Annotated in this window: 16 protein-coding genes and 1 riboswitch; of the genes, 14 read left to right on the top strand and 2 right to left on the bottom strand. The window is 50.3% G+C overall.

Features of this window, described 5'->3' with window-relative positions:
- Positions 1 to 588: 588 nt before the first annotated feature.
- Positions 589 to 2,073, bottom strand: coding sequence for a DUF1846 domain-containing protein (locus tag KTH89_RS10675; RefSeq protein ID WP_238721645.1), 1,485 nt, complete (start codon positions 2,071 to 2,073; stop codon positions 589 to 591).
- Positions 2,074 to 2,318: 245 nt separating this feature from the next.
- Here KTH89_RS10675 and KTH89_RS10670 point away from each other — a divergent pair, with 245 nt between their 5' ends.
- The 14 genes from KTH89_RS10670 to KTH89_RS10605 all read left to right on the top strand — a co-directional run bounded on the left by KTH89_RS10670 (position 2,319) and on the right by KTH89_RS10605 (position 18,068).
- A complete protein-coding gene (locus KTH89_RS10670; protein ID WP_238721643.1) occupies positions 2,319 to 3,296 on the top strand; it encodes a Gfo/Idh/MocA family protein in 978 nt (325 codons plus the stop codon).
- A 75-nt stretch (positions 3,297 to 3,371) separates the two neighbouring features.
- Complete coding sequence (locus tag KTH89_RS10665; RefSeq protein WP_238721641.1) at positions 3,372 to 4,997, top strand: response regulator; 1,626 nt, start codon at positions 3,372 to 3,374, stop codon at positions 4,995 to 4,997.
- A gap of 10 nt (positions 4,998 to 5,007) precedes the next feature.
- Entirely contained in the window at positions 5,008 to 6,051 is a 1,044-nt protein-coding gene (locus KTH89_RS10660) for a sensor histidine kinase (protein WP_238721640.1), read from the top strand.
- On the top strand, positions 6,048 to 7,463 hold the full coding sequence (locus tag KTH89_RS10655) for a sugar ABC transporter ATP-binding protein (RefSeq protein ID WP_238721638.1): 1,416 nt from the start codon (positions 6,048 to 6,050) through the stop codon (positions 7,461 to 7,463). The genes KTH89_RS10660 and KTH89_RS10655 overlap by 4 nt, the downstream gene beginning before the upstream one ends.
- Before the next feature lie 52 nt (positions 7,464 to 7,515).
- A complete protein-coding gene (locus tag KTH89_RS10650; protein WP_158342687.1) occupies positions 7,516 to 8,322 on the top strand; it encodes a MerR family transcriptional regulator in 807 nt (268 codons plus the stop codon).
- A 370-nt stretch (positions 8,323 to 8,692) separates the two neighbouring features.
- Positions 8,693 to 10,207: a sugar ABC transporter ATP-binding protein gene (locus KTH89_RS10645; RefSeq protein WP_238721637.1), complete on the top strand. Its 1,515-nt coding sequence runs from the start codon at positions 8,693 to 8,695 to the stop codon at positions 10,205 to 10,207.
- Positions 10,207 to 11,178: an ABC transporter permease gene (locus tag KTH89_RS10640; RefSeq protein WP_158342685.1), complete on the top strand. Its 972-nt coding sequence runs from the start codon at positions 10,207 to 10,209 to the stop codon at positions 11,176 to 11,178. The genes KTH89_RS10645 and KTH89_RS10640 overlap by 1 nt, the downstream gene beginning before the upstream one ends.
- A gap of 21 nt (positions 11,179 to 11,199) precedes the next feature.
- Positions 11,200 to 12,267, top strand: a complete 1,068-nt coding sequence (locus tag KTH89_RS10635; protein WP_238721635.1) for an ABC transporter substrate-binding protein — start codon at positions 11,200 to 11,202, stop codon at positions 12,265 to 12,267.
- Between the two features lie 68 nt (positions 12,268 to 12,335).
- A complete protein-coding gene (locus tag KTH89_RS10630) occupies positions 12,336 to 13,721 on the top strand; it encodes a sulfatase-like hydrolase/transferase (RefSeq protein ID WP_238721634.1) in 1,386 nt (461 codons plus the stop codon).
- 4 nt (positions 13,722 to 13,725) lie between these two features.
- Positions 13,726 to 14,523 (top strand): sulfite exporter TauE/SafE family protein, encoded by a 798-nt coding sequence (locus KTH89_RS10625; protein WP_238721632.1) that lies wholly within the window; start codon positions 13,726 to 13,728, stop codon positions 14,521 to 14,523.
- 212 nt (positions 14,524 to 14,735) lie between these two features.
- Complete coding sequence (locus tag KTH89_RS10620; RefSeq protein ID WP_238721630.1) at positions 14,736 to 15,449, top strand: phosphatase PAP2 family protein; 714 nt, start codon at positions 14,736 to 14,738, stop codon at positions 15,447 to 15,449.
- Between the two features lie 2 nt (positions 15,450 to 15,451).
- Positions 15,452 to 16,519: a lysylphosphatidylglycerol synthase transmembrane domain-containing protein gene (locus KTH89_RS10615; protein WP_238721629.1), complete on the top strand. Its 1,068-nt coding sequence runs from the start codon at positions 15,452 to 15,454 to the stop codon at positions 16,517 to 16,519.
- On the top strand, positions 16,516 to 17,199 hold the full coding sequence (locus tag KTH89_RS10610; RefSeq protein ID WP_238721627.1) for a CDP-alcohol phosphatidyltransferase family protein: 684 nt from the start codon (positions 16,516 to 16,518) through the stop codon (positions 17,197 to 17,199). Before KTH89_RS10615 ends, KTH89_RS10610 begins: the two co-directional genes overlap by 4 nt.
- Positions 17,196 to 18,068 carry a phosphatidylserine decarboxylase gene (locus KTH89_RS10605; RefSeq protein WP_238721626.1) on the top strand — a complete coding sequence of 291 codons (873 nt, stop codon included), beginning with the start codon at positions 17,196 to 17,198 and terminating at the stop codon, positions 18,066 to 18,068. The genes KTH89_RS10610 and KTH89_RS10605 overlap by 4 nt, the downstream gene beginning before the upstream one ends.
- Positions 18,069 to 18,139: 71 nt before the next feature.
- On the opposite strand, the gene KTH89_RS10600 is transcribed toward KTH89_RS10605, so the two are convergent.
- Entirely contained in the window at positions 18,140 to 18,757 is a 618-nt protein-coding gene (locus KTH89_RS10600) for a superoxide dismutase (RefSeq protein ID WP_238721624.1), read from the bottom strand.
- Positions 18,758 to 18,922: 165 nt separating this feature from the next.
- Positions 18,923 to 19,004: riboswitch (glycine riboswitch) on the top strand.
- The last annotated feature ends 191 nt before the right edge of the window (positions 19,005 to 19,195 follow it).

Genomic DNA, 19,195 nt, shown 5'->3' with positions numbered 1-19,195 from the left:
TGCGTTTTTCGCGCCCGCAAGGAGCTTCGAAAATGCCTGTTGGGGTTGTTTCCCAAACCCACGCACTACTGGACAAAATATCAAGTAGTGCGTGGGATAATGCCATCGACAGGACGATCCCGTCTTGCCCATATAGTGTCCGCCGCAATTTTCACATATACGCAAAAATGCCGCCCATTGTCTCTAATGGCGGCGTTTTGTTGTAGGTTCGCCCCTGTATTACTTATAAATCACGACCACCAGACCCACCAGCAAATCACAAGCATCTATAAATTTCACCAAAGTAGGAAGGCGTGCAAGGGGAGGGGGCAGCGGGGGCCGGACGGGCGGAATGCAGCGGGGCTCCAATTGCTTGAGACCAGGCCTTAGAACGGGTTACGCAGAAGATCGAAGAACCTCGCAGGGCCTGGGACACTGTTCGAGCCGTATTCTGGCGAGTTTGTCCCAGGCCCTGCTAATAAGAGGTTCTTCGATCTTCGTAGTTACCCGTTCTTAGGCCTGGCCGAAGCAATTAGAGCCCCGCTGCATTCCGCCCGTCCGGCCCCCGCTGCCCCCTCCCCTTGCACGCCTTCCGGCCCTTAAATGGAATTACTTATGATACAAATTATTAGTTTGATATTTGGGCTCAAAGGTCAGATTGACGCCTAGTTTTTTGAAGGTGTTAACGTCGACCTGAGCCAGGATGACGGAAGAATGGACCTCGCAGCCGCGCAGATTTTCCAACTGCGCCATGGCCTGCTCCGCGTGGGGATTCGTGGCGGCGCTGATGGAGAGGGCGATTAAGGTCTCGTCCGTGTGGAGCCTTGGATTCCGGTTGCCTAAGTGATCCACTTTTAAGTGCTGGATCGGCTCCAAGGTGGTGGGGGAGATCAGATGTTCATCGTGGTCGATTCCGGCCAGGGCCTTGAGGGCATTTAACAGGACCGCGGAGGAAGCTCCCAATAAAGAGGTGGTCTTTCCCGTGATGATCCGGCCGTCCGGCAGTTCCAGAGCGGCAGCAGGCATTTGATCCGTCTCCTCGGAACGGGTGAGCGCGGCGCTTACTACCCGGCGGTCATCGATGCTTGTGTTGGCCTGGTTCATCAACAGCTCGAAACGGTAGATCTGTTCCTCGTCCAGCCGTCCTTCCTGCTTCTCATAGAGGGCCGTGTAATAACGGCGGATGATCTCCTGGCGGGCGGCGTCCTGAACCGCGTCGTCGTCGAAAATGCAGTTTCCGGCCATGTTGACACCCATGTCGGTAGGAGATTTATAGGGGCTTTCCCCCAGGATTCTGGTCAGTATCGCATTTAATACGGGGAAGATCTCCACATCCCGGTTGTAATTGACTGTGGTGACCCCGTAGGCTTCCAGATGGAACGGGTCTATCATGTTTACGTCGTTTAAATCCGCAGTGGCGGCCTCGTAAGCCAGATTGACCGGATGCTTTAAGGGCAGGTTCCAGATCGGGAAGGTCTCGAACTTGGAATAACCGGCTTTGATGCCCCTTTTGTACTCATGATATAGCTGGGACAGGCAGACGGCCATCTTGCCGCTGCCGGGACCGGGAGCGGTCACTACGACCAGGGGTTTGGTGGTTTCGATATACTGGTTTTTACCGTACCCCTCATCGCTTACGATCAGTGGGATATTGGTGGGGTATCCGGGAATCGGATAGTGAAGATATACTTTGATCCCCTGGGATTCCAGCCGCTTCTGGAAGGTTTCCGCGGCGCTCTGGCCGGCGAACTGGGCGATGACGACGCTTCCCACATATAATCCGATGTTGTGGAAGGCATCGATCAGACGCAGGACGTCGGAATCGTAGGTGATTCCCAGATCCCCGCGGACTTTGTTTTTCTCGATATCGGAAGCATTGATGACGATGAGGATCTCTGCCTGATCTTTCATCTGCATCAACATCTTAATCTTACTGTCAGGTTTGAAGCCGGGCAGCACTCTCGAAGCATGAAAGTCGTCAAAAAGCTTCCCGCCGAATTCCAGGTACAGTTTATTCCCCGCAGACGAAATCCGCTCTCTGATATGCTCGGACTGTAATTTTACATACTTCTCATTGTCAAAACCTGTTCTCATCAATCTCTCTCCTCGAATGTTCATTTCTTTACTCAACATTTCCATTATATAGAATTCTTTCTGTCGATTCAACCGCTTTTATGAAAAAAGACTTGCGGACTAATAAAGAGCTGTCATATGATGTATAAAAAGGGAGGGCCGGACTTGACGGGACGGGGAAATTAATTCGGTTCCGGGGGACGTTTTTACGGAAGGTTCAAGTGTATAGACGAAGGATGGAAGAAAAGGGAGAAGGAGACTTTCTTATGGAAAAAATCAGGATAGGAATTTTAGGAGCAGGCGGTATCGCAAATACGCTGGCGGCTGTGATCGGGCGTATGGATGAGGCGCAGGTCACTGCGGTGGCGGCCAGGGATTATGACCGGGCCGGAGCGTTTGCGCAGAAGTATGGATTTGATAAGGCTTACGGCAGTTACGAAGATTTGGCGGCGGATGAAGAACTGGATCTGATCTATATTGCGACGCCTCATTCCCATCACTATGAGCACATGAAGCTGTGCCTGGCCCATGGGAAAAATATCCTGTGCGAGAAGGCGTTTACCGCCAATGCAGGTCAGGCGAAGGAAATCGTGGAACTGGCCGGGGAAAAGGGCGCGCTTTTGATGGAAGCCATATGGACCAGATATTTTCCGGAGCTTAACACGCTTCGGGATCTGTTGGAGGGCGGCGCTATCGGGCGGGTGAAGTCGGTGGAGGCTTCGCTTGGCAATAACCTGCGCGGCTGGGCCCGGTTGGATGAGCCTGAGCTGGCTGGCGGCGCGCTGCTGGACATGGGAGTATACGCTCTTACGTTTGCGTCGATGGTGCTGGGGGATCAGGTGGCAGGATTTGATGCTGTGGCTAAAATATCGGAAAAGGGAGTGGACCTGCAGGACAGCATTACCCTCCGTTATAAGGACGGGCAGACGGCGGTTCTTCATTGTTCCATGGAATCCATGCTGGAGACCAGGGGGCTGATCAGCGCAGAGCAGGGCATGATCCTCATCGATGAATTCAACCACTGGAAAAAGATGACGGTTTATAATAAACAGAAAGAAATAACAGCCGTCTACGAAAAAGAGGCCGGAATCCGCGGATATGAATATGAGATCCGGGAGGCCTGCCGCTGCCTGCGGGAAGGGCTTACGGAATCCCCTCTCATGCCGCTTCAGGAAACCTTACGGATCATGGAGCTGATGGATGCGATCCGGGAAAGGCTGGGGATAAAATATCCGTTTGAATAGAAGAGACATCTGCATAGAGTTTCCTTACGGTAATTCTATGAGGAAGGGCATAAGAAGGAAGAGGGGCTTTATCCAATGAAAGAGAAATACAAGGTATTAATCGCGGACGATGAAAAACGGGTAGTGAAACTTATTAAAAACCTTGTGGATTGGGAAAAACTGGGACTGGAATACGCAGGAGAAGCCTATGACGGACAGGAAGCGCTGAAAAAGGTCAAAGAGCTGCATCCGGATATCCTGATTACGGATATCAAGATGCCCGGTGTGGACGGCCTGGTTCTCGCCAGGAAGGTGCAGGAGATACAGGAGAAAATATCCGTCATTATTATTAGCGGGTACAAGGTATTTGACTACGCCTATGACGCGTTGAAAAGCGGCGTGATCGATTTTCTGATCAAGCCGATCAACGCCTCGGATCTGAACAACAGTCTGGCGAGGCTTTTGAAAATCAAAGAGTCTCAGCGGATCGAGCGAAGCGATATCGGCAAAAAGCAGCAGAAACTGGAGGAAGAGTTTACCAAACTGGCCAGGAACCAGTTTTTGTTTAACTGCCTGCATCAGATTGGGGACTGTGAGAGGGATCTGGAACAGTTTAACCGGCAAAATGGTTTCCGGTTCCGGGAAGGACTGTATGGAGCGTTTCTTATCCGGATATTCTGTCCGGACCATGCGGGCCGGAGGTTACTGGAAGCGCAGGAGAGCCCGTCCGTCTCTTATAAAGTATACAATATAGCCGAGCGGCTGCTCTCTGATCTGTGTTATGACTGGGCCATGATCGAAGAAAAAAATGTCATCGAATGCATCTATAATATTCCTGCCGGCAAAAAAGAGGACATGAAGAAAGCGTTTTTAAAGCTGCATTCGGACTGGGCGTCCGCCCTGTTGGTCTATCCGGAAATGGAATCCATACTCGGGGTGGGCAGATTCTATGAAAGCCATATGGGGATCGGTGAAAGTGTCCGGGATGCGTTTGCATGCACCAGGATGAAGCCGGTGTTCGGAACTTCCAAACCGGTTTCGGCTGAGCGGATTCAACTAAAAGAAGCGGCTCCCATGCTGACGAAACTGTGGATTCATAATTTTGACGTTATGATCCACGACTATCAGATCGGACCGATGGAAGAATTTCTGGATCAGAGCTTTACCGAGTGGGCGCCGCAGTTGTACCAGTGCCCGTGGCAGTTGGAAATTCTGCTGACGGAGCTTCTGAATCAGTTTCGGGAAGAGGTTAAGAAAGACGGAATTAAAATCCTGCCGGAGGAAATAACGGCGCAGAAGGAATATTTCCTCGCCCTAAACAGCCTGGATAAGCTTAAGCAGGCGGTCCGTGAATATATTATTCAGATCATGAGCGGCTATATTGAGAACATGAACAGCAGGCACAAGCAGCCGATCACCATAGCTATCGAGTATATCGAAAAACATTATGCAGAGCCCGTGTCCCTGGAAGATATCTGTGCGCAGGTGGATCTGAGCTACCATTATTTCAGCGGGTTATTTAAGCAGGAGACAGGGGGCAATATCACGGACTACCTGATTCAGGTACGGATCGACCATGCGAAACGGCTGCTGAAAGACACGACAAAAAATATTTCGGAGATTGCTGAGCTATGCGGCTATTCCGACGCACGGCATTTCAGCCGGCTGTTTGCCAAACGGGTGGGAATCAAACCCCAGGAATACCGCCGGATGAATGCGTAGGAGGGACAAGATGAACTTAAAAAACAGGAATGGTTCCTTTCTGGTCTGGCTATCAGGCACCGGGATACTTTTGTTCTTGAACCTTCTGACCGGCCTGGGACTGCTTTCCTCTGTAGCAAGCGTAGACGGCGGCGGTGTGACGGCCGGCCTTTTCGTCATGCTATTTCTGGACGTTGCCGGATTAGCCGGAATCCTTTATAAACTGGCGGTAAGCCGGAAACGGATTCGGAGAACCCAGGACCGGCTGCATCAGATTTTCGGTGCGCAGGAGTTGGAGAAGGAACCGTTAACCCATGATATTTTCCTGTTCCCGGAACTGCTTGAGACCGCTTGCCGGGAAAAGGAGCTGGCAAAACGGGATTATGAAAACAAGCTGCTAAAGAAGGAAGCGGAACTGAATATACTGCAAAGTCAGATTAACCCCCATTTTCTTTATAACGCGCTGGATGCCATCCGGGGCGATATTGTGGAGGAGGGGCTTGGCGACACCGCCGATATGGTGGAAGCGCTGGCCAAATTTTTCCGGTACAGCATTAATATGAAAAATAATATCATCACCTTAGAGGAAGAGCTGGATAATCTGGACAACTATTTCAAAATTATCCAATACCGGTTTGAAAACCGGTTCTATCTGATCAATGACTGCGATTACGGCAATGCGGCGCTGATGGAATACAAGATTCCAAAGCTGATTATCCAGCCCATCGTCGAAAATTCCATCAACCACGGTTTGGAGCCGAAGACCGGCATGGGGATTATCCACATTCGGTCTACCTTCACCAACCGCTACCTGGAAATCCTGATTCAGGATAATGGAATAGGGATGAAACAGGCGGAGCTGGAACAGCTTCTTGATAAGTTCAATGATCCGGCGGCGTCCGCAACCGGGGAAAAGCCCAAGAAGGGCGGTATTGCGCTGATCAATGTAAACAAGCGGATCAAACTGTATTACGGGGAGGAATACGGGCTGGAAATCAACAGTCTGGAGCAGCTGGGTACGGAGGTAAAAATATTGCTTCCGCCGATCGAAGAAAAAGGGGAACAGGTATCATGAAAGCGGAATTATGCCGTTTCCGGGATGTGGGAAAGACCTTCTCGGCCGGCCGGGTGGTGCGGCATATCAATTGTGTGATCTGTGAAGGCGATCAGGTTGGGATCCTCAGCGCCAGCGCAAAAGCCAGAAGAAGGCTGATGGAGCTGTTGTTATTGCAGACGGCTCCCGATGAGGGGACGATCGAGATGAACGACAGCTTGGGAGAAGCTGTCCGTACCAGAGGAAAAGATCCATACACTTTTCTGGTGGATGGAAATAGCTGTATCCGGAATATGAGCGTGATGGACAACCTGCTTTTTTTGAGGCATAAGACCGGCAGGCAGCTGATTTTATCCAATGCCGGATGCAGGAAGGAAGCGGAAGAAATTCTGAAAAGATACCATCTGGACGTCTCTTTGGACCTTCCGGCCGGTAAATTGACAAAATATGAGCGCTATCTGCTGGAACTGGCCAAAGCGATCGAAATATACCATGTGAAATTCCTTGCGATCGATCATATCCATGAGATTACGGATGAAAAGAAACAAAAGGAGCTTGTGGCGTGTACGGATTCCTACCGCCGGCAGGGCGGCGCGGTGATCTATTTCTCCAGCGTGCATACGCCTGTATTTGACCAGACGGATCTGAATTACTATATGCACGAAAACAGCATGGTCAGAACATTTTACAAGGACGACGGCCCGTACAAAGTTCACAACGAGGCGATGCTTTGGCAGTATCGGCAGAATATATACAAACATCTGGTTCCTCCGCAGAAGAAAACTACCCTGCAGACAGGTCACATCAATATAACGGTGCCCGGAATCGGGGCTTTCGGAGCGGATACGATCCAACTGGGAAAGGGAGAAATCCTCGGGGTGGTTGCCGGTGAAAAGGTAAGCGACGGTATCATCGACGGCATATTTATGAAGAAAAAATTGGGAAGACTGGAAATTGACGGGCGGCTTCTGACGACCGGAAGCCTGGAAAGCTTAATCCGCCAAGGGGTTGGGCTGTTTTACGATACGGTGGAGCGGACCGCGTTTCAGGATCTATCCGCCAGGGATAACGTGGAGATGCTGGCCTTCGATAAGCTATGCCGGATTCCGGGGGTTCTCAATAACTCGCTGGAAAAGTATTTCGTCGGGAAGTTTCTGGACGGCGGAATCAAAGAGGCCGGCAAAAAGCCCCTGAAACAGATGCACCGTTCGGAGATATTGGAATTGATGATCAAACGATATGCCCAGTATAGGTGGGAGCTGCTGGTGATGCAGCTGTCTAACCTGACCGACGAGCTGACCCAGAGCCATCCGCTGCTTCATTATATCTACACGCTCCAGAAGCAGGGGAAAAGCGTGATGATCCTTTCCACCAATGCCGTGGAAATGGAAAAGATCTGTACCAGAATGATTTATTATCATGATATGATTTAATAAGATGTGATTGAAGGACATGAAAAATACCCGGCGCAGGAGGAATGGGATCGTGGAGAAAGAATTTCTGACAGTGGGAGAACTGGCCAGTTTAATGGGGACTACGGTCCGTACGCTGCAGTATTATGATCAGGAAGGGCTGCTGAAGCCCACGGCAAAAAGTGAGGGCGGGCGCAGATTATACTCTTCGAAGGATGTGGTAAAGCTCCATCAGATCTTATCGTTTAAGTATCTGGGGTTTTCATTGGAGGAAATCAGAAACCGGCTGTTTACGTTGGATACCCCTCAGGAAGTGGCTGCGGCTTTAGAACAGCAGAAAAGGGCGATCCAGGAGGAAATCGCGAATTTGCAGGAGGCTTTGCAGGCGGTTCATAAACTGCAGGCGGAGGTGCTGGCCGGCCAGGAGGTGAATTTTACCAGTTACGCGGAGATTATTGAATTCCTGAAGACAGGGAATCAGGGCTACTGGGTCTGGACCCACATGAAGGAACCGCTGAGGGAACATATACGGGAACGGTTTGGAAATGATGCTGAGGCGGGATTGAAAATATATGAGGCTTATCAGGAAATGCTGGAGGAGGCGGTTATACTAAAACGGAGCGGGGAGACGGCGGACAGCTTAAAAAGCCAGGAACTGGCCGGGCGGTGGTGGAATATGATCCTTGAATTTACCGGCGGGGATCTGAACTTACTGCCGCAGATGGCAGACTTCAATAAAGCCAAAGAAAATTGGAATAATGAGATGGCCGAAAAGCAAAAGGAGGTTGATGAGTTTATGAACGCTGCCTTGAGCTGTTATTTGGAAGGCGCATTCGGGGAGGATCTGGAGAAGCATATGAACAGAACGGACGAAGCGTAATCATTATATTTGATATTTTCACATCTTTCTTCGGAAATGGATGCAGGGGCTGTGAAAAAATAGTTTAAATACGAAGAGGACATACCGTCTCAGCAACGCGGAGACCGGTGAGGAAAGTCCTTTTTGTGTTTAGAATATTTTTTTCAGCTCTTTTTCTATGGAAAATTTTATCAATACAACAGATCCGGGATCTGTTATATCATGATTTCGATACATAAATGCCTTAGGAAGATTTAAATGTGTGCCATATTAACAAAAAAATAAAATCACACACGTAATCATAAAATCACCCAATTGAGGCTGCCGGGACAGAAATGATAAACTGTATCTATCGAAAGGAACACAAAACAAAGACTAAGGGGGTGTCAGAATGGGTGAAATCATACTGGAAATGAAAAATATCTGCAAAGAATTTCCGGGAGTGAAAGCCTTAAGCGATGTGGATTTTACCGTGAGGCGCGGAGAGGTTCATGCCCTGATCGGTGAGAACGGCGCCGGAAAGTCCACGCTTATGAAGGTGCTGACCGGTATCTATAGAGCCGAAAGCGGTACGATACGGTTCAAAGGGAAGGATTTCCTGGCCAGGAATCCAAGAGACGCGCAGGAACAGGGAATCAGTATCATCCATCAGGAACTGAATCTGCTGCCGGATTTGAATGTGGCGGAGAACATATTCATCACCCGGGAACCGACAAAAGCAGCGGGCTGTATCGTGGACGACAAAAAGATGCATCAGAGGGCCGGTGAACTGATGAATCGGCTTTCGATCAACATAAAGACTACGGAGACCGTCGAAAACTTAAGCGTGGCCCAAAAGCAGATGGTTGAGATCGCCAAAGCTCTGGCGGTGGATTCCGATATCCTGGTTCTGGATGAGCCGACCTCTGCGCTGGCGGAAAACGAAGTGAACACACTGTTCGAGATTATCCGGACGCTGAGAAACGAGGGAAAAGGAATTGTCTACATATCCCACCGGCTGGAGGAGTTCGAGCGGATCGTGGACCGGGTTACGGTGCTTCGTGACGGGACCTATGTGGATTCCATGCTCTGGAAAGATACGGACATCGACGGGGTGGTCACGCTGATGGTGGGACGCAGCATCACGGAGCAGTATCCGAAGAGAGAGGCAAAGCCGGGAGAGGTAGTATTTGAGGCCAGACATGTGAGCCGCGGTAAAGTATTAAAGGACGCGGGGATCTGCGTGCGAAGAGGTGAAGTGGTAGGATTGGCGGGGCTTATGGGAGCAGGCAGAACGGAGCTTGCCAGAGCTATCTTTGGAGCCGATCCGGTGGAAGCCGGGGAATTTTATCTAAACGGAGAACAGCTGCACATAAAAAGGCCCTATGATGCGATTAAAAGAGGAATGCTTTATCTGACGGAGGACCGGAAAAAGGACGGCATTTTCCTGGACATGGAAGTGAGTATGAATATTACCATCGGGAGTCTTCCCTACTATGCCAGCCATAATGTGATACATGAAAAGAAAGCCAGAAAGGTGGTGGCGGATCAGATCCGGGAACTTCGGATCAAAACTCCGTCCGAACGTCAGATCGCCAAATTCCTGTCCGGGGGGAATCAGCAGAAGGTGCTGATCGCCAGATGGCTGTGCAGGAAAGCGGATCTGATCATATTTGATGAACCGACCCGGGGCATCGATGTGGGGGCCAGGTATGAGATCTATTCGCTGATCAATAAGATCGCGGAAAGCGGAGTAGGAGTCATCATGATTTCCTCGGACATGCCTGAGATCCTGGGTATGAGCGACCGGATCGTCGTCATGTGTGAAGGCAGGATCACCGGGGAAGTGACAAGAGAGGAAGCCGATCAGGAGACCATCCTGCACATGGCATCCAATACGCATACACGTAAAAGGGAGGTAGTGTGATGACAACCATAAAAGAAAAATTCCGCTCGCTGGACAATGAACAGCTGCAGCGGCTGACCGTACTGCTGGCATTGATTTTACTCTGTATCTTTTTTGCCTTTAAAAGTCCTTATTTTCTATCGGCCGATAACTTTCTGCTGATTATCACCCAGACCGCGGTAACAGGTATCACTGCTTACGGAATGGTATTCGTCATCATATCCCAGGCGGTGGATCTTTCGATCGGCTCTACCATCGCCGTGGCCGGTGTCGCCTGCGCCATGATGATCTCGGCCGGCATCCCGCTGCCGCTTGCGATTCTGTTCTGTATCCTTCTGGGAGCGGTGATCGGGGTCATCAATGGATTCTGCGTATCCAAAATGGGACTTCCGCCATTTGTAGCCACGTTAGGCATGCAGATGGTACTAAGAGGATTGGCGCTTGTTGTTACCGACGCATCCCCGGTCTATGTTACCAATTCGGATTTCTTTAAAAAGATCGCGCAGGGTAAATTGTTTGGTGTGATCCAGTTCCCAGCTATTTACCTGGTAGTGCTTGGAATCATATCCGCTTTTATCCTGAAAAAAACGGTAATTGGACGCCACATCTACGCCGTGGGCAGCAACGAAGACGCAGCCAAGCTTTCGGGTATCAATACGGCTAAGATCCGGATGTTTGCCTATTCCTACAGCGGAATCATGGCAGCGATCGCGGGAATCGTGCTGGCGGCCCGGGTGAATTCGGGACAGCCTACCATTGCGACCGGTTATGAATGTAACGCCATCGCAGCGTCGGTAATCGGAGGAGCCTCCATGACCGGTGGTCATGGAACAGTCAGCGGGACAATCCTGGGAGCGCTGGTTATGGGAATCCTGCTAAACGGATTAAACCTGATGTCCGTATCACAGAACTGGCAGACAGTAATTACCGGCCTGGTTGTAATCGGCGCGGTTTACATGGATAAATTAAGAAACGCGAAAAGCGGATCGTAAAAAACAAGGAGGCATTTCAAAATGGGAAAAAAATTAATGAGTTGGGTATTGGGCGCAATGTTGACGGTAAGTTTACTGGCTGGGTGCGGAACAAAAGAAGAGACACCGGCCGCGGGCCAGCCGGTTCAGACAGACGGACAGCAGGAATCAGCAAAACCGGCCGGTGACGCGGGTACGGATCAGGATGCCCAGGCGTCCGAAGAAAACAATGGCGATTACTATGTGTCGGTGATTATGAAGAGTTTCACCGGGGATTTCTGGAAAACGGTCCAGCTTGGCGCGGAGCAGGCCGGGAAAGATCTGGGAGTCAAAGTGGTGGTGGAAGGCTGTGACACCGAGACCGAATATGAGCAGCAGATACAGCTGGTGGAAAGCGCGATCATGAAGGGGGCCGATGCCATCGCCCTGTCAACCCTGGATTCCGAAGCGCTGGTTCCGATCTGCGAGGAAGCAAACAGCAAGGGAATCAAGATTATCACCTTCAATTCCACGATCAACAGCGATGTGCCGATCTGCCATGTGGCGACCGATAACTATGCGGCCGGAGAGCTGGCGGGCAAGACTCTGGGCGAGACCCTGGGCGGGACCGGAAAGTACGCAGTGCTTGGAAGCGCCGAAGGAGTAAAGAATAACAGGGACAGAAGCGACGGCGCGGTAGCGTATATTGAGAAAAACTATCCCGATATGGAGCTGATCCAGACCCAGTATATGGATAATGACATGAACAAAGCGATCTCCATTATCAATGACTGGATTACGTCCAACCCGGATATCAAGGGAATCTATACCAACAACGAGACCGGAACCATTGCGGCGGCCACGGTTCTTTCCGAGAGAGGAAAGGTCGGAGAGATCTTACATATCGGTTTCGACGCCACGGAGCAGACCTGCGCCCAGATCAAGGATGGCATCACATCCAGTATCGTTACACAGATCCCCTTCAAGATGGGCTACGACGCAGTCGCAAAGGCAGTGGATGCGCTGAACGGAAAAGAAGTGGAAACGTTGATTGACACCGGCGTCGCTCTGGTGACGAAAGACAACCTGGATTCTGAGGAAATCCAGAAGATTATCAATCCATTGAATTAACGGTGATTTGACAGCCGTCAAGTATTTCTATATATGCCGGTAAACGCTGCGGCAGAATGGAGTTTAGAATGAGAAAACCAAATGTGATCTATATTTTAGCCGATGATATGGGATACGGGGATTTCGGAGCGTTTAACCCGGACGTGCACACGCCCGCCCTGGACCGCCTGGTGGAAGAAGGCTGCACACTGGAGGAATGCTACAGCGCCTCCCCGGTGTGCGCCCCGGCCCGGGCCGGCATCATGACCGGCCGGTATCCCCACCGGACCGGCGTGGTGGACACGCTGGAAGCCAGAGGGCTGGACCGGCTGAATCCGGATGAGACCACCATGGCCGATGTGTTCCGGGCCAACGGCTATGACACCGGGCTGGTCGGTAAATGGCATCTGGGGGCCATCGATCCGGCCTACCATCCGAACAACCGGGGATTCGACTATTTCTTCGGATTCCGGGGAGGATGGAGCGACTATTATCAGTACCACATCGAATGCAACCGGCAGCCCGTAGCCTGTGAAGGGCAGTATCTGACGGATGTGTTCAGTGAACAGGCGGTGCATTACATCAGAGAGCACAGAGAACGGCCGTTTTTCCTGCACCTGGCCTACAACTGTCCCCACTATCCGTTGATGGCGCCGGAAGCTTATGTGGACAAATACCGTTCCACCGGAAAGTTTACAAAAGAAGTGGCCGCGATCTACGGGATGATCGAATGCATGGACGCGGGCATCCAAAAGGTGCTCAATGCTTTGGAGGAAGAGGGGCTGTATCAGGACACGATTCTTATTTTTACCAGTGACAATGGCCCGGATCTGGGGGCTGAGTCGGGAAATTCCGCGCTGATGCGCTACAACTGCGGGCTTCGGGGGAGCAAAATGCGGGTGTACGAAGGCGGTATCAAGGTGCCCGCCGTGGTGGTTTATAAAGGACGGATAGCGGAAAAAAGCAGCACGGCGGAAGTGATCCATGGGATTGACTGGCTGCCCACCCTGATGCACATGTGCGGTCTGAGTTACCCGAAGGATCTGAAACTGGACGGAATCAACGTCGACGGCGCTTTCTATGGGGAGCCCCTGCCGAAGCGGTCTGTCTACTGGCAGTGGAGCCGCTACCGCCCGGAAAAATACTGCAACAGCGCAGTCCGCAGGGGGGATCTGAAGTTTGTCCATCCGCCGGTTGCGTCATTTCTGGAATTGCCCCAGTGGGAATATGACATCGACGAGGATATCAAGTACCATCCGGAGAAATATCAGGACATCATCGACCGGCCGGTACCGGAACGGATTCTGCCGGAAGCCATACAGGAAGAACTCTATGACTTGGCAGGGGACCGGGAAGAAACGAACAATCTGGTATTACAATGTCCGCAGCAGACAGAAGAGCTGAGACATTCCCTGTACGCCTGGTTTGAAGACGTGGACGGGGATGGCCGTGCGCGGACAAAAATAAAAGAATAGGTGAATGATGGAACTCATATATCTTTTCGTCAGTTTTATCGCGTCGGTCGCTGGTTCCATCTGTGGAATCGGCGGAGGGATAGTCATAAAACCGGTTCTGGATGCCTTTGGGACCTTGGAGGTCTCTGCGATCAGTTTCCTGTCCGGCTGTACGGTTTTGACCATGTCCGCCTACTCTGTTGTGAAAGCCAGGATCTCAAAGGATACAGCGATCGATTTTTCGGTCAGTTCCTATCTTGGAATCGGCGCTGTTGCGGGCGGCATCGCGGGAAAAGGCTTGTTTCAGTATCTGCGGTCAGTGGTGAGTCCGGCAGGACTTCTGAGCGCAGGACAGTCTGTAATTTTGTTTTTCATCACTTTGGCGGCTCTTGTATATACACTCAGACAGGAAAAAATCCGGACGCTGCGGGTAAAGAACCGTATATGCTGTATGCTGATTGGACTGGGTTTGGGATTTCTCTCCTCCTTTCTGGGAATCGGCGGCGGGCCGGTGAACTTGGTCATTCTATACTATTTTTTCTCCATGGGCCCCAAGACGGCTGCGCAGAATTCAATCTATATCATCTGCCTGTCCCAGATCTCCAGCCTGCTTCTGAACCTGAGCACAGGAACGATACCGCCGGTTCCGGTGTTCCTGCTGGCGGGAATGGGGATCTGCGGCATACTGGGAGCCGCCCTTGGGAGAAGGATAAACCGGCGTCTGAAAGACCGGCATGTAAGCCGGCTGTTCCTTTGCCTGATGGTGGTGATATTGGGGATCTGCCTGTATAATATTGCCGGGAGCCAAACCGGATTATACTGAGAGTATGGAAGGATATACATACATCAAAGAGAAAGGATGTAAGTCAGAAATGACCTGCATCCTTTTTTGATTGAATTCCATTTACCCTTCCCTGGGAAGAGGAGTGTAAAAACCCGGAAATATTAAGAAATATTAAGATTACCCAATAACCTATAAGATACCGGCGAAATTTGCTATAATATGTGATGGTCTTACAAGTTAGGAGCTGCATTATGAAGAGAAAAACAAAGGGGTATGCCAAACAGCCGGTACCGACATACGCGATTGTACCCCTGATCAGTTGTGTCATAGTAAATTGTCTGGTTTATTTTGGATTGGCGAAATTCGCTTCCGGCTGGAAGCATTATGATTTTACAACACCGCTTGACCGGATGGTTCCGGTCGTACCATGGTTTGTAAGTATATATTTTGGCTGTTATCTGTTTTGGATTGTGAATTACATAATGATTGCGAGAATCAGCAAAGAGCACTGTATGCGGTTTGTGACGGCAGATATGATATCCCGGCTGGTCTGTGGCGTTTTTTACCTTCTGATACCCACAACGAATGTAAGACCTGTGTTGGAAGGAAGCGGTATCTGGACGGAACTGCTTCGCACGCTCTATAGTATGGACAGTGCTACCAATCTTTTTCCGTCGATTCACTGTCTGGTCAGCTGGTTTTGTTTTATCGGCATCCGTGGGCAGAAATCCATTCCCCGGGCATACCGGATATTCTCCTGTGTGTTCGCCGTACTGGTCTTTGTCTCCACCCAGGTGACGAAGCAGCATTATATCATTGACGTAATAGGCGGAATAGCGGTAGCGGAAGCGGCTTATTATCTGACGCACCACACGCAGTTTTACCGGTCCGTGGAAAAATGTATGGACCGGATTACCGGACTGTTGTTTGGCAGACGGGCTACGGACAGCGGGAAAGAGAGTTAGCGGTGAATGGAAAAAAGAAAAATATACTGAATCTGCTGTTTTTGGCGGCGGTATTCGGGCTTACCATATACGGAGTGTTTAAGGGAGAAGACCTGCACGCGATTCTGCAGGCATTGAAAAAGGTAAAGCTTTGGTATCTGCTGTTCGGGATGATATTTGTGATTTTCTTTATCTGGGGAGAATCAATCATCATCCATTACATGTTGGGGACGCTTTCCATACGAACGAGGAAGAGGACCTGTTTTCTGTATTCCTGCGTGGGGTTTTTCTTCAGCTGCATCACGCCGTCGGCCAGCGGCGGTCAGCCGGCCCAGATCTATTATATGAAAAAGAATGAGATTCCGATATCCGTATCCACACTGGTTCTGATGGTGGTAACCATCACCTACAAATCGATCCTTGTTTTTATCGGGCTTTTTCTGGTGATATTCCAGCGTGGCTTCGTGAACCGGTATCTGACCGGCATTCTTCCGGTATTTTATCTGGGGGTTGTCCTGAACGTGTTCTGCTGCGCGATCATGCTGGTGCTGGTGTTCCATCCGGTGCTGGCGAAGAATATCATGCAGGCCGGCCTGAAGCTGCTGGTGAGGCTGCACATTCTGAAGAACAAACCGGAGCGGGCCGAAAGGCTTACGAATTCCATGGATCAGTATACGGCCACGGCAGCCTATTTTAAGAAAAACAAGAAAGTGATAGTCAATGTCACGCTGATTACGTTTATACAGCGGTTCGCACTGTTTTTCGTCACTTATCTGGTCTATCGGGCTTTCGGTCTCAGCGGAACCAGTGTCTATGATGTGATGATGCTGCAGGCGGTTATCTCCGTAGCGGTGGATATGCTCCCTCTGCCGGGCGGGATGGGGATCAGCGAAAAGCTGTTTCTGATGATCTTCCCACCGGTGTTTGGCACGGCATTGCTGCTGCCGGGCATGATCCTGAGCAGAGGCCTGGCGTATTACAGCCAGCTGCTGTTCAGCGCCGCAATGACGGTGGTGGCACATTTTGTAATCGGCAAACCAAAACCCGAACGGGTACTGTTTGAACAACAAAGTAAAGGAAAAAGCATATGATAGGATTTTATAATCACTCCGTTATATTAACGTATATCAGTCTGGCGTCTTCCGTATTTGGAATGACCCAGGCAATCCATGGAAGGTTTAAGACCGCCATTTTCTGCCTCGCCCTGTCGGGGTTCTGCGATATGTTCGACGGGAAGATCGCCAGAGCTATGAAAAACCGGTCGGAGGATGCGAAAGCGTTTGGAATCCAGATCGATTCCCTGTGTGACATGGTCTGTTTCGGCGCCTTTCCGGCGTTGATCTGTTATCTGCTGGGTGTGCAGGGAATATTGGGTATAGCGGTAATCGTCCTGTACTGTACGGCGTCTGTCATCCGGCTGGGCTATTTTAACGTGATGGAATCCAAAAACGCGCTGGTTTCGGAGGACGGAGAAAAGTTCTACAGGGGCCTTCCGATCACTTCCATGGCCGTGGCCTTGCCACTGGTATTCATGGTCCAGTTTTTTGTACCCAATTTTGTGTTCCGGATTCTGCTATATGTAATCCTGCTTTTAGTTGGTATCCTGTTTATTGTGGATTTTAAAGTGAAAAAGCCAAAAAATTCGACTCTTGTGGTATTGGTGCTGGTGGTTGCCGCAGCGCTGCTGATCATGCTGATATTTACCAGATATCCGATCCGGTTCCGGGGCGGGCTGCTGAATGAAGCCATACTTAAAGGAGGCGTCCATTGAAATATTATGACAGAGAGGGCCGCCTGACAGAAAAGTCTTCCGTCCAGGACCGTTTATTAAAAGCGCTCTACACCCACGCAGCGGGCCGGCTGCTGTTAAAGCCTTTGATCTGTCCTACGGTATCCAAAGCGGGCGGCTGTATTTTGAATTCCCGTGTGTCCGCGCTGCTGGTAAAGCCCTTCGTCCGGTTGAACCGGATGGATCTGAGCCAATGTGAAAAGAAAAAATTCCATTCTTTTAATGATTTTTTTACCAGAAGATTACAGAGAACCGCCAGACCTGTGGCTTCGGGAGAACAGGTTTTAATAAGCCCCTGCGACGGGAAACTCAGCGTGTGGCCTATCGGGGACGACCGGCGTTTTCAGATCAAGGATACCTGGTATACGCTTACCGAACTGCTCCGGTCAGAAACGCTGGCCAATCGGTTTGAAGGCGGGTTCGCCTGCGTGTTCCGTCTGACTGTGGATGATTACCACAGGTACTGTTATATGGCGGATGGATTAAAATCAGCAAACCGGAAAATACCGGGGAAGCTTCACACAGTAAATCCCATCGCCAATGACTGTTATCCCATTTATAAGGAAAATACCAGAGAGTATTGCCTGTTAAAGACGAAGCGTTTCGGCAATTTATTAATCATGGAAGTCGGCGCGTTGATGGTCGGCCGGATTACGAATTATCAGTCCCGGAAAACTTTTGTAAGTAAGGGAGAGGAGAAAGGCCGGTTTGAGTTCGGCGGTTCCACGATCGTGGTTCTTATGCCCAAGGGCCGGGTCCGGCTGGATGAGGACCTGATCGAACATACCCGCATGGGCGGGGAGACAATTGTGAAGATGGGCGAGCGCATCGGTGTATCCGCCGGTTCATAAAAAAGGCAGGTGATCAGACTTTGGTCTTATCATCCTGCCTTTTCTTAAATTCTATGGTTTAATAAGGAAGCCTATTCCGCAAAACGGCTGTTTACCACATCCCAGTTAATCAGGCCGAACCAGGCGTCCACATAGTCAGCCCGAAGGTTCTGGTATTTCAGATAATAAGCGTGTTCCCAGACATCTACCAGGAGAAGCGGACAGTAACCGTAGGTGAGCGGACTGTCCTGATTCGGAAGGTTGATGACCTTCAAATGCTGGTTCTCATCTTTTACAAGCCATGCGTAGCCGGAACCGAACTGTCCGAGCGCAGCGGTTTTCATTTCGCTTTTCCAGTGGTCGACAGAGCCGTACTGGGATTCGATTGCAAAACGGACGGCTCCTGACGGCTCATTTTTCCCGGGTCTCATCGAATCAAAATACATCGCGTGGTTAAGGACGCCTCCGCCGTTATTCCGAACAGGCTTTTGCAGGTCTTCCGGGAGTTCATCCAGACGGGACAGCAGCATGGGAAGCGTCCAGTCGTGATATTCCGGATGGTTTTCCAGCGCCTTGTTTAAGTTATCCACGTAAGTTTTAAAATGCTTGTCATGATGAAAATGCAGCGTCTCCATATCGATAGCCGGTTCCAAGGCGTCGTAAGTATACGGAAGCGGCGGCAGAGTGAAAGGATAATGTTGTTGGTTCATAGGGCCCTCCTTTTATGGCGTTTCTTTGAATTTACGCAGTTATTATATGCGGTAATTGGAAAATTCATACAATCAAATCTGTTTTCCGCTGATACCTTTTCCCATAAAGCGGTTGCCCCAGCCATTTATATATGTTAAAATATACCTATAATATGGATAAGTCGGATGATGGATATGGGAGAGACTGTGTAAGCGGCGCCGAAGGGGAATTGCAAAAACTCTCAGGCAAAAGGACCGTACCCGGACGAGACTCTGGAAAAGCAAGATCACCGAAGAGGCATGCTCCGTTATGGAGTAATCTTTCAGGTAAACAGACAGAGGCATACGAAAGCTTTTTTCGTATGTCTTTTTTTATGCCATAGGAAAGTGCTCCTGCGGAATAAAAAAAGTTCGCATCCGCTTAGCCATAATAAGGTATTTCAATCTATCAGGAGGGAG

The organism is Diplocloster agilis, from assembly GCF_019042275.1.
Lineage (GTDB): Bacteria > Bacillota > Clostridia > Lachnospirales > Lachnospiraceae > Diplocloster > Diplocloster agilis.
The sequence above is the reverse complement of the archived record's forward strand: the minus strand, read 5'-3'. Positions and strand labels throughout refer to the sequence as shown.

Excerpts from the sequence above, each read along its gene's own strand:
- KTH89_RS10620 (WP_238721630.1), top strand. The coding sequence starts at position 14,736 with ATGAAGAGAAAAACAAAGGGGTATGCCAAACAGCCGGTACCGACATAC.
- KTH89_RS10635 (WP_238721635.1), top strand. The coding sequence starts at position 11,200 with ATGGGAAAAAAATTAATGAGTTGGGTATTGGGCGCAATGTTGACGGTA.
- KTH89_RS10625 (WP_238721632.1), top strand. The coding sequence starts at position 13,726 with ATGATGGAACTCATATATCTTTTCGTCAGTTTTATCGCGTCGGTCGCT.
- KTH89_RS10660 (WP_238721640.1), top strand. The coding sequence starts at position 5,008 with ATGAACTTAAAAAACAGGAATGGTTCCTTTCTGGTCTGGCTATCAGGC.
- KTH89_RS10610 (WP_238721627.1), top strand. The coding sequence starts at position 16,516 with ATGATAGGATTTTATAATCACTCCGTTATATTAACGTATATCAGTCTG.
- KTH89_RS10655 (WP_238721638.1), top strand. The coding sequence starts at position 6,048 with ATGAAAGCGGAATTATGCCGTTTCCGGGATGTGGGAAAGACCTTCTCG.
- KTH89_RS10630 (WP_238721634.1), top strand. The coding sequence starts at position 12,336 with ATGAGAAAACCAAATGTGATCTATATTTTAGCCGATGATATGGGATAC.
- KTH89_RS10670 (WP_238721643.1), top strand. The coding sequence starts at position 2,319 with ATGGAAAAAATCAGGATAGGAATTTTAGGAGCAGGCGGTATCGCAAAT.
- KTH89_RS10600 (WP_238721624.1), bottom strand. The coding sequence starts at position 18,757 with ATGAACCAACAACATTATCCTTTCACTCTGCCGCCGCTTCCGTATACT.
- KTH89_RS10645 (WP_238721637.1), top strand. The coding sequence starts at position 8,693 with ATGGGTGAAATCATACTGGAAATGAAAAATATCTGCAAAGAATTTCCG.
- KTH89_RS10675 (WP_238721645.1), bottom strand. The coding sequence starts at position 2,073 with ATGAGAACAGGTTTTGACAATGAGAAGTATGTAAAATTACAGTCCGAG.
- KTH89_RS10665 (WP_238721641.1), top strand. The coding sequence starts at position 3,372 with ATGAAAGAGAAATACAAGGTATTAATCGCGGACGATGAAAAACGGGTA.
- KTH89_RS10640 (WP_158342685.1), top strand. The coding sequence starts at position 10,207 with ATGACAACCATAAAAGAAAAATTCCGCTCGCTGGACAATGAACAGCTG.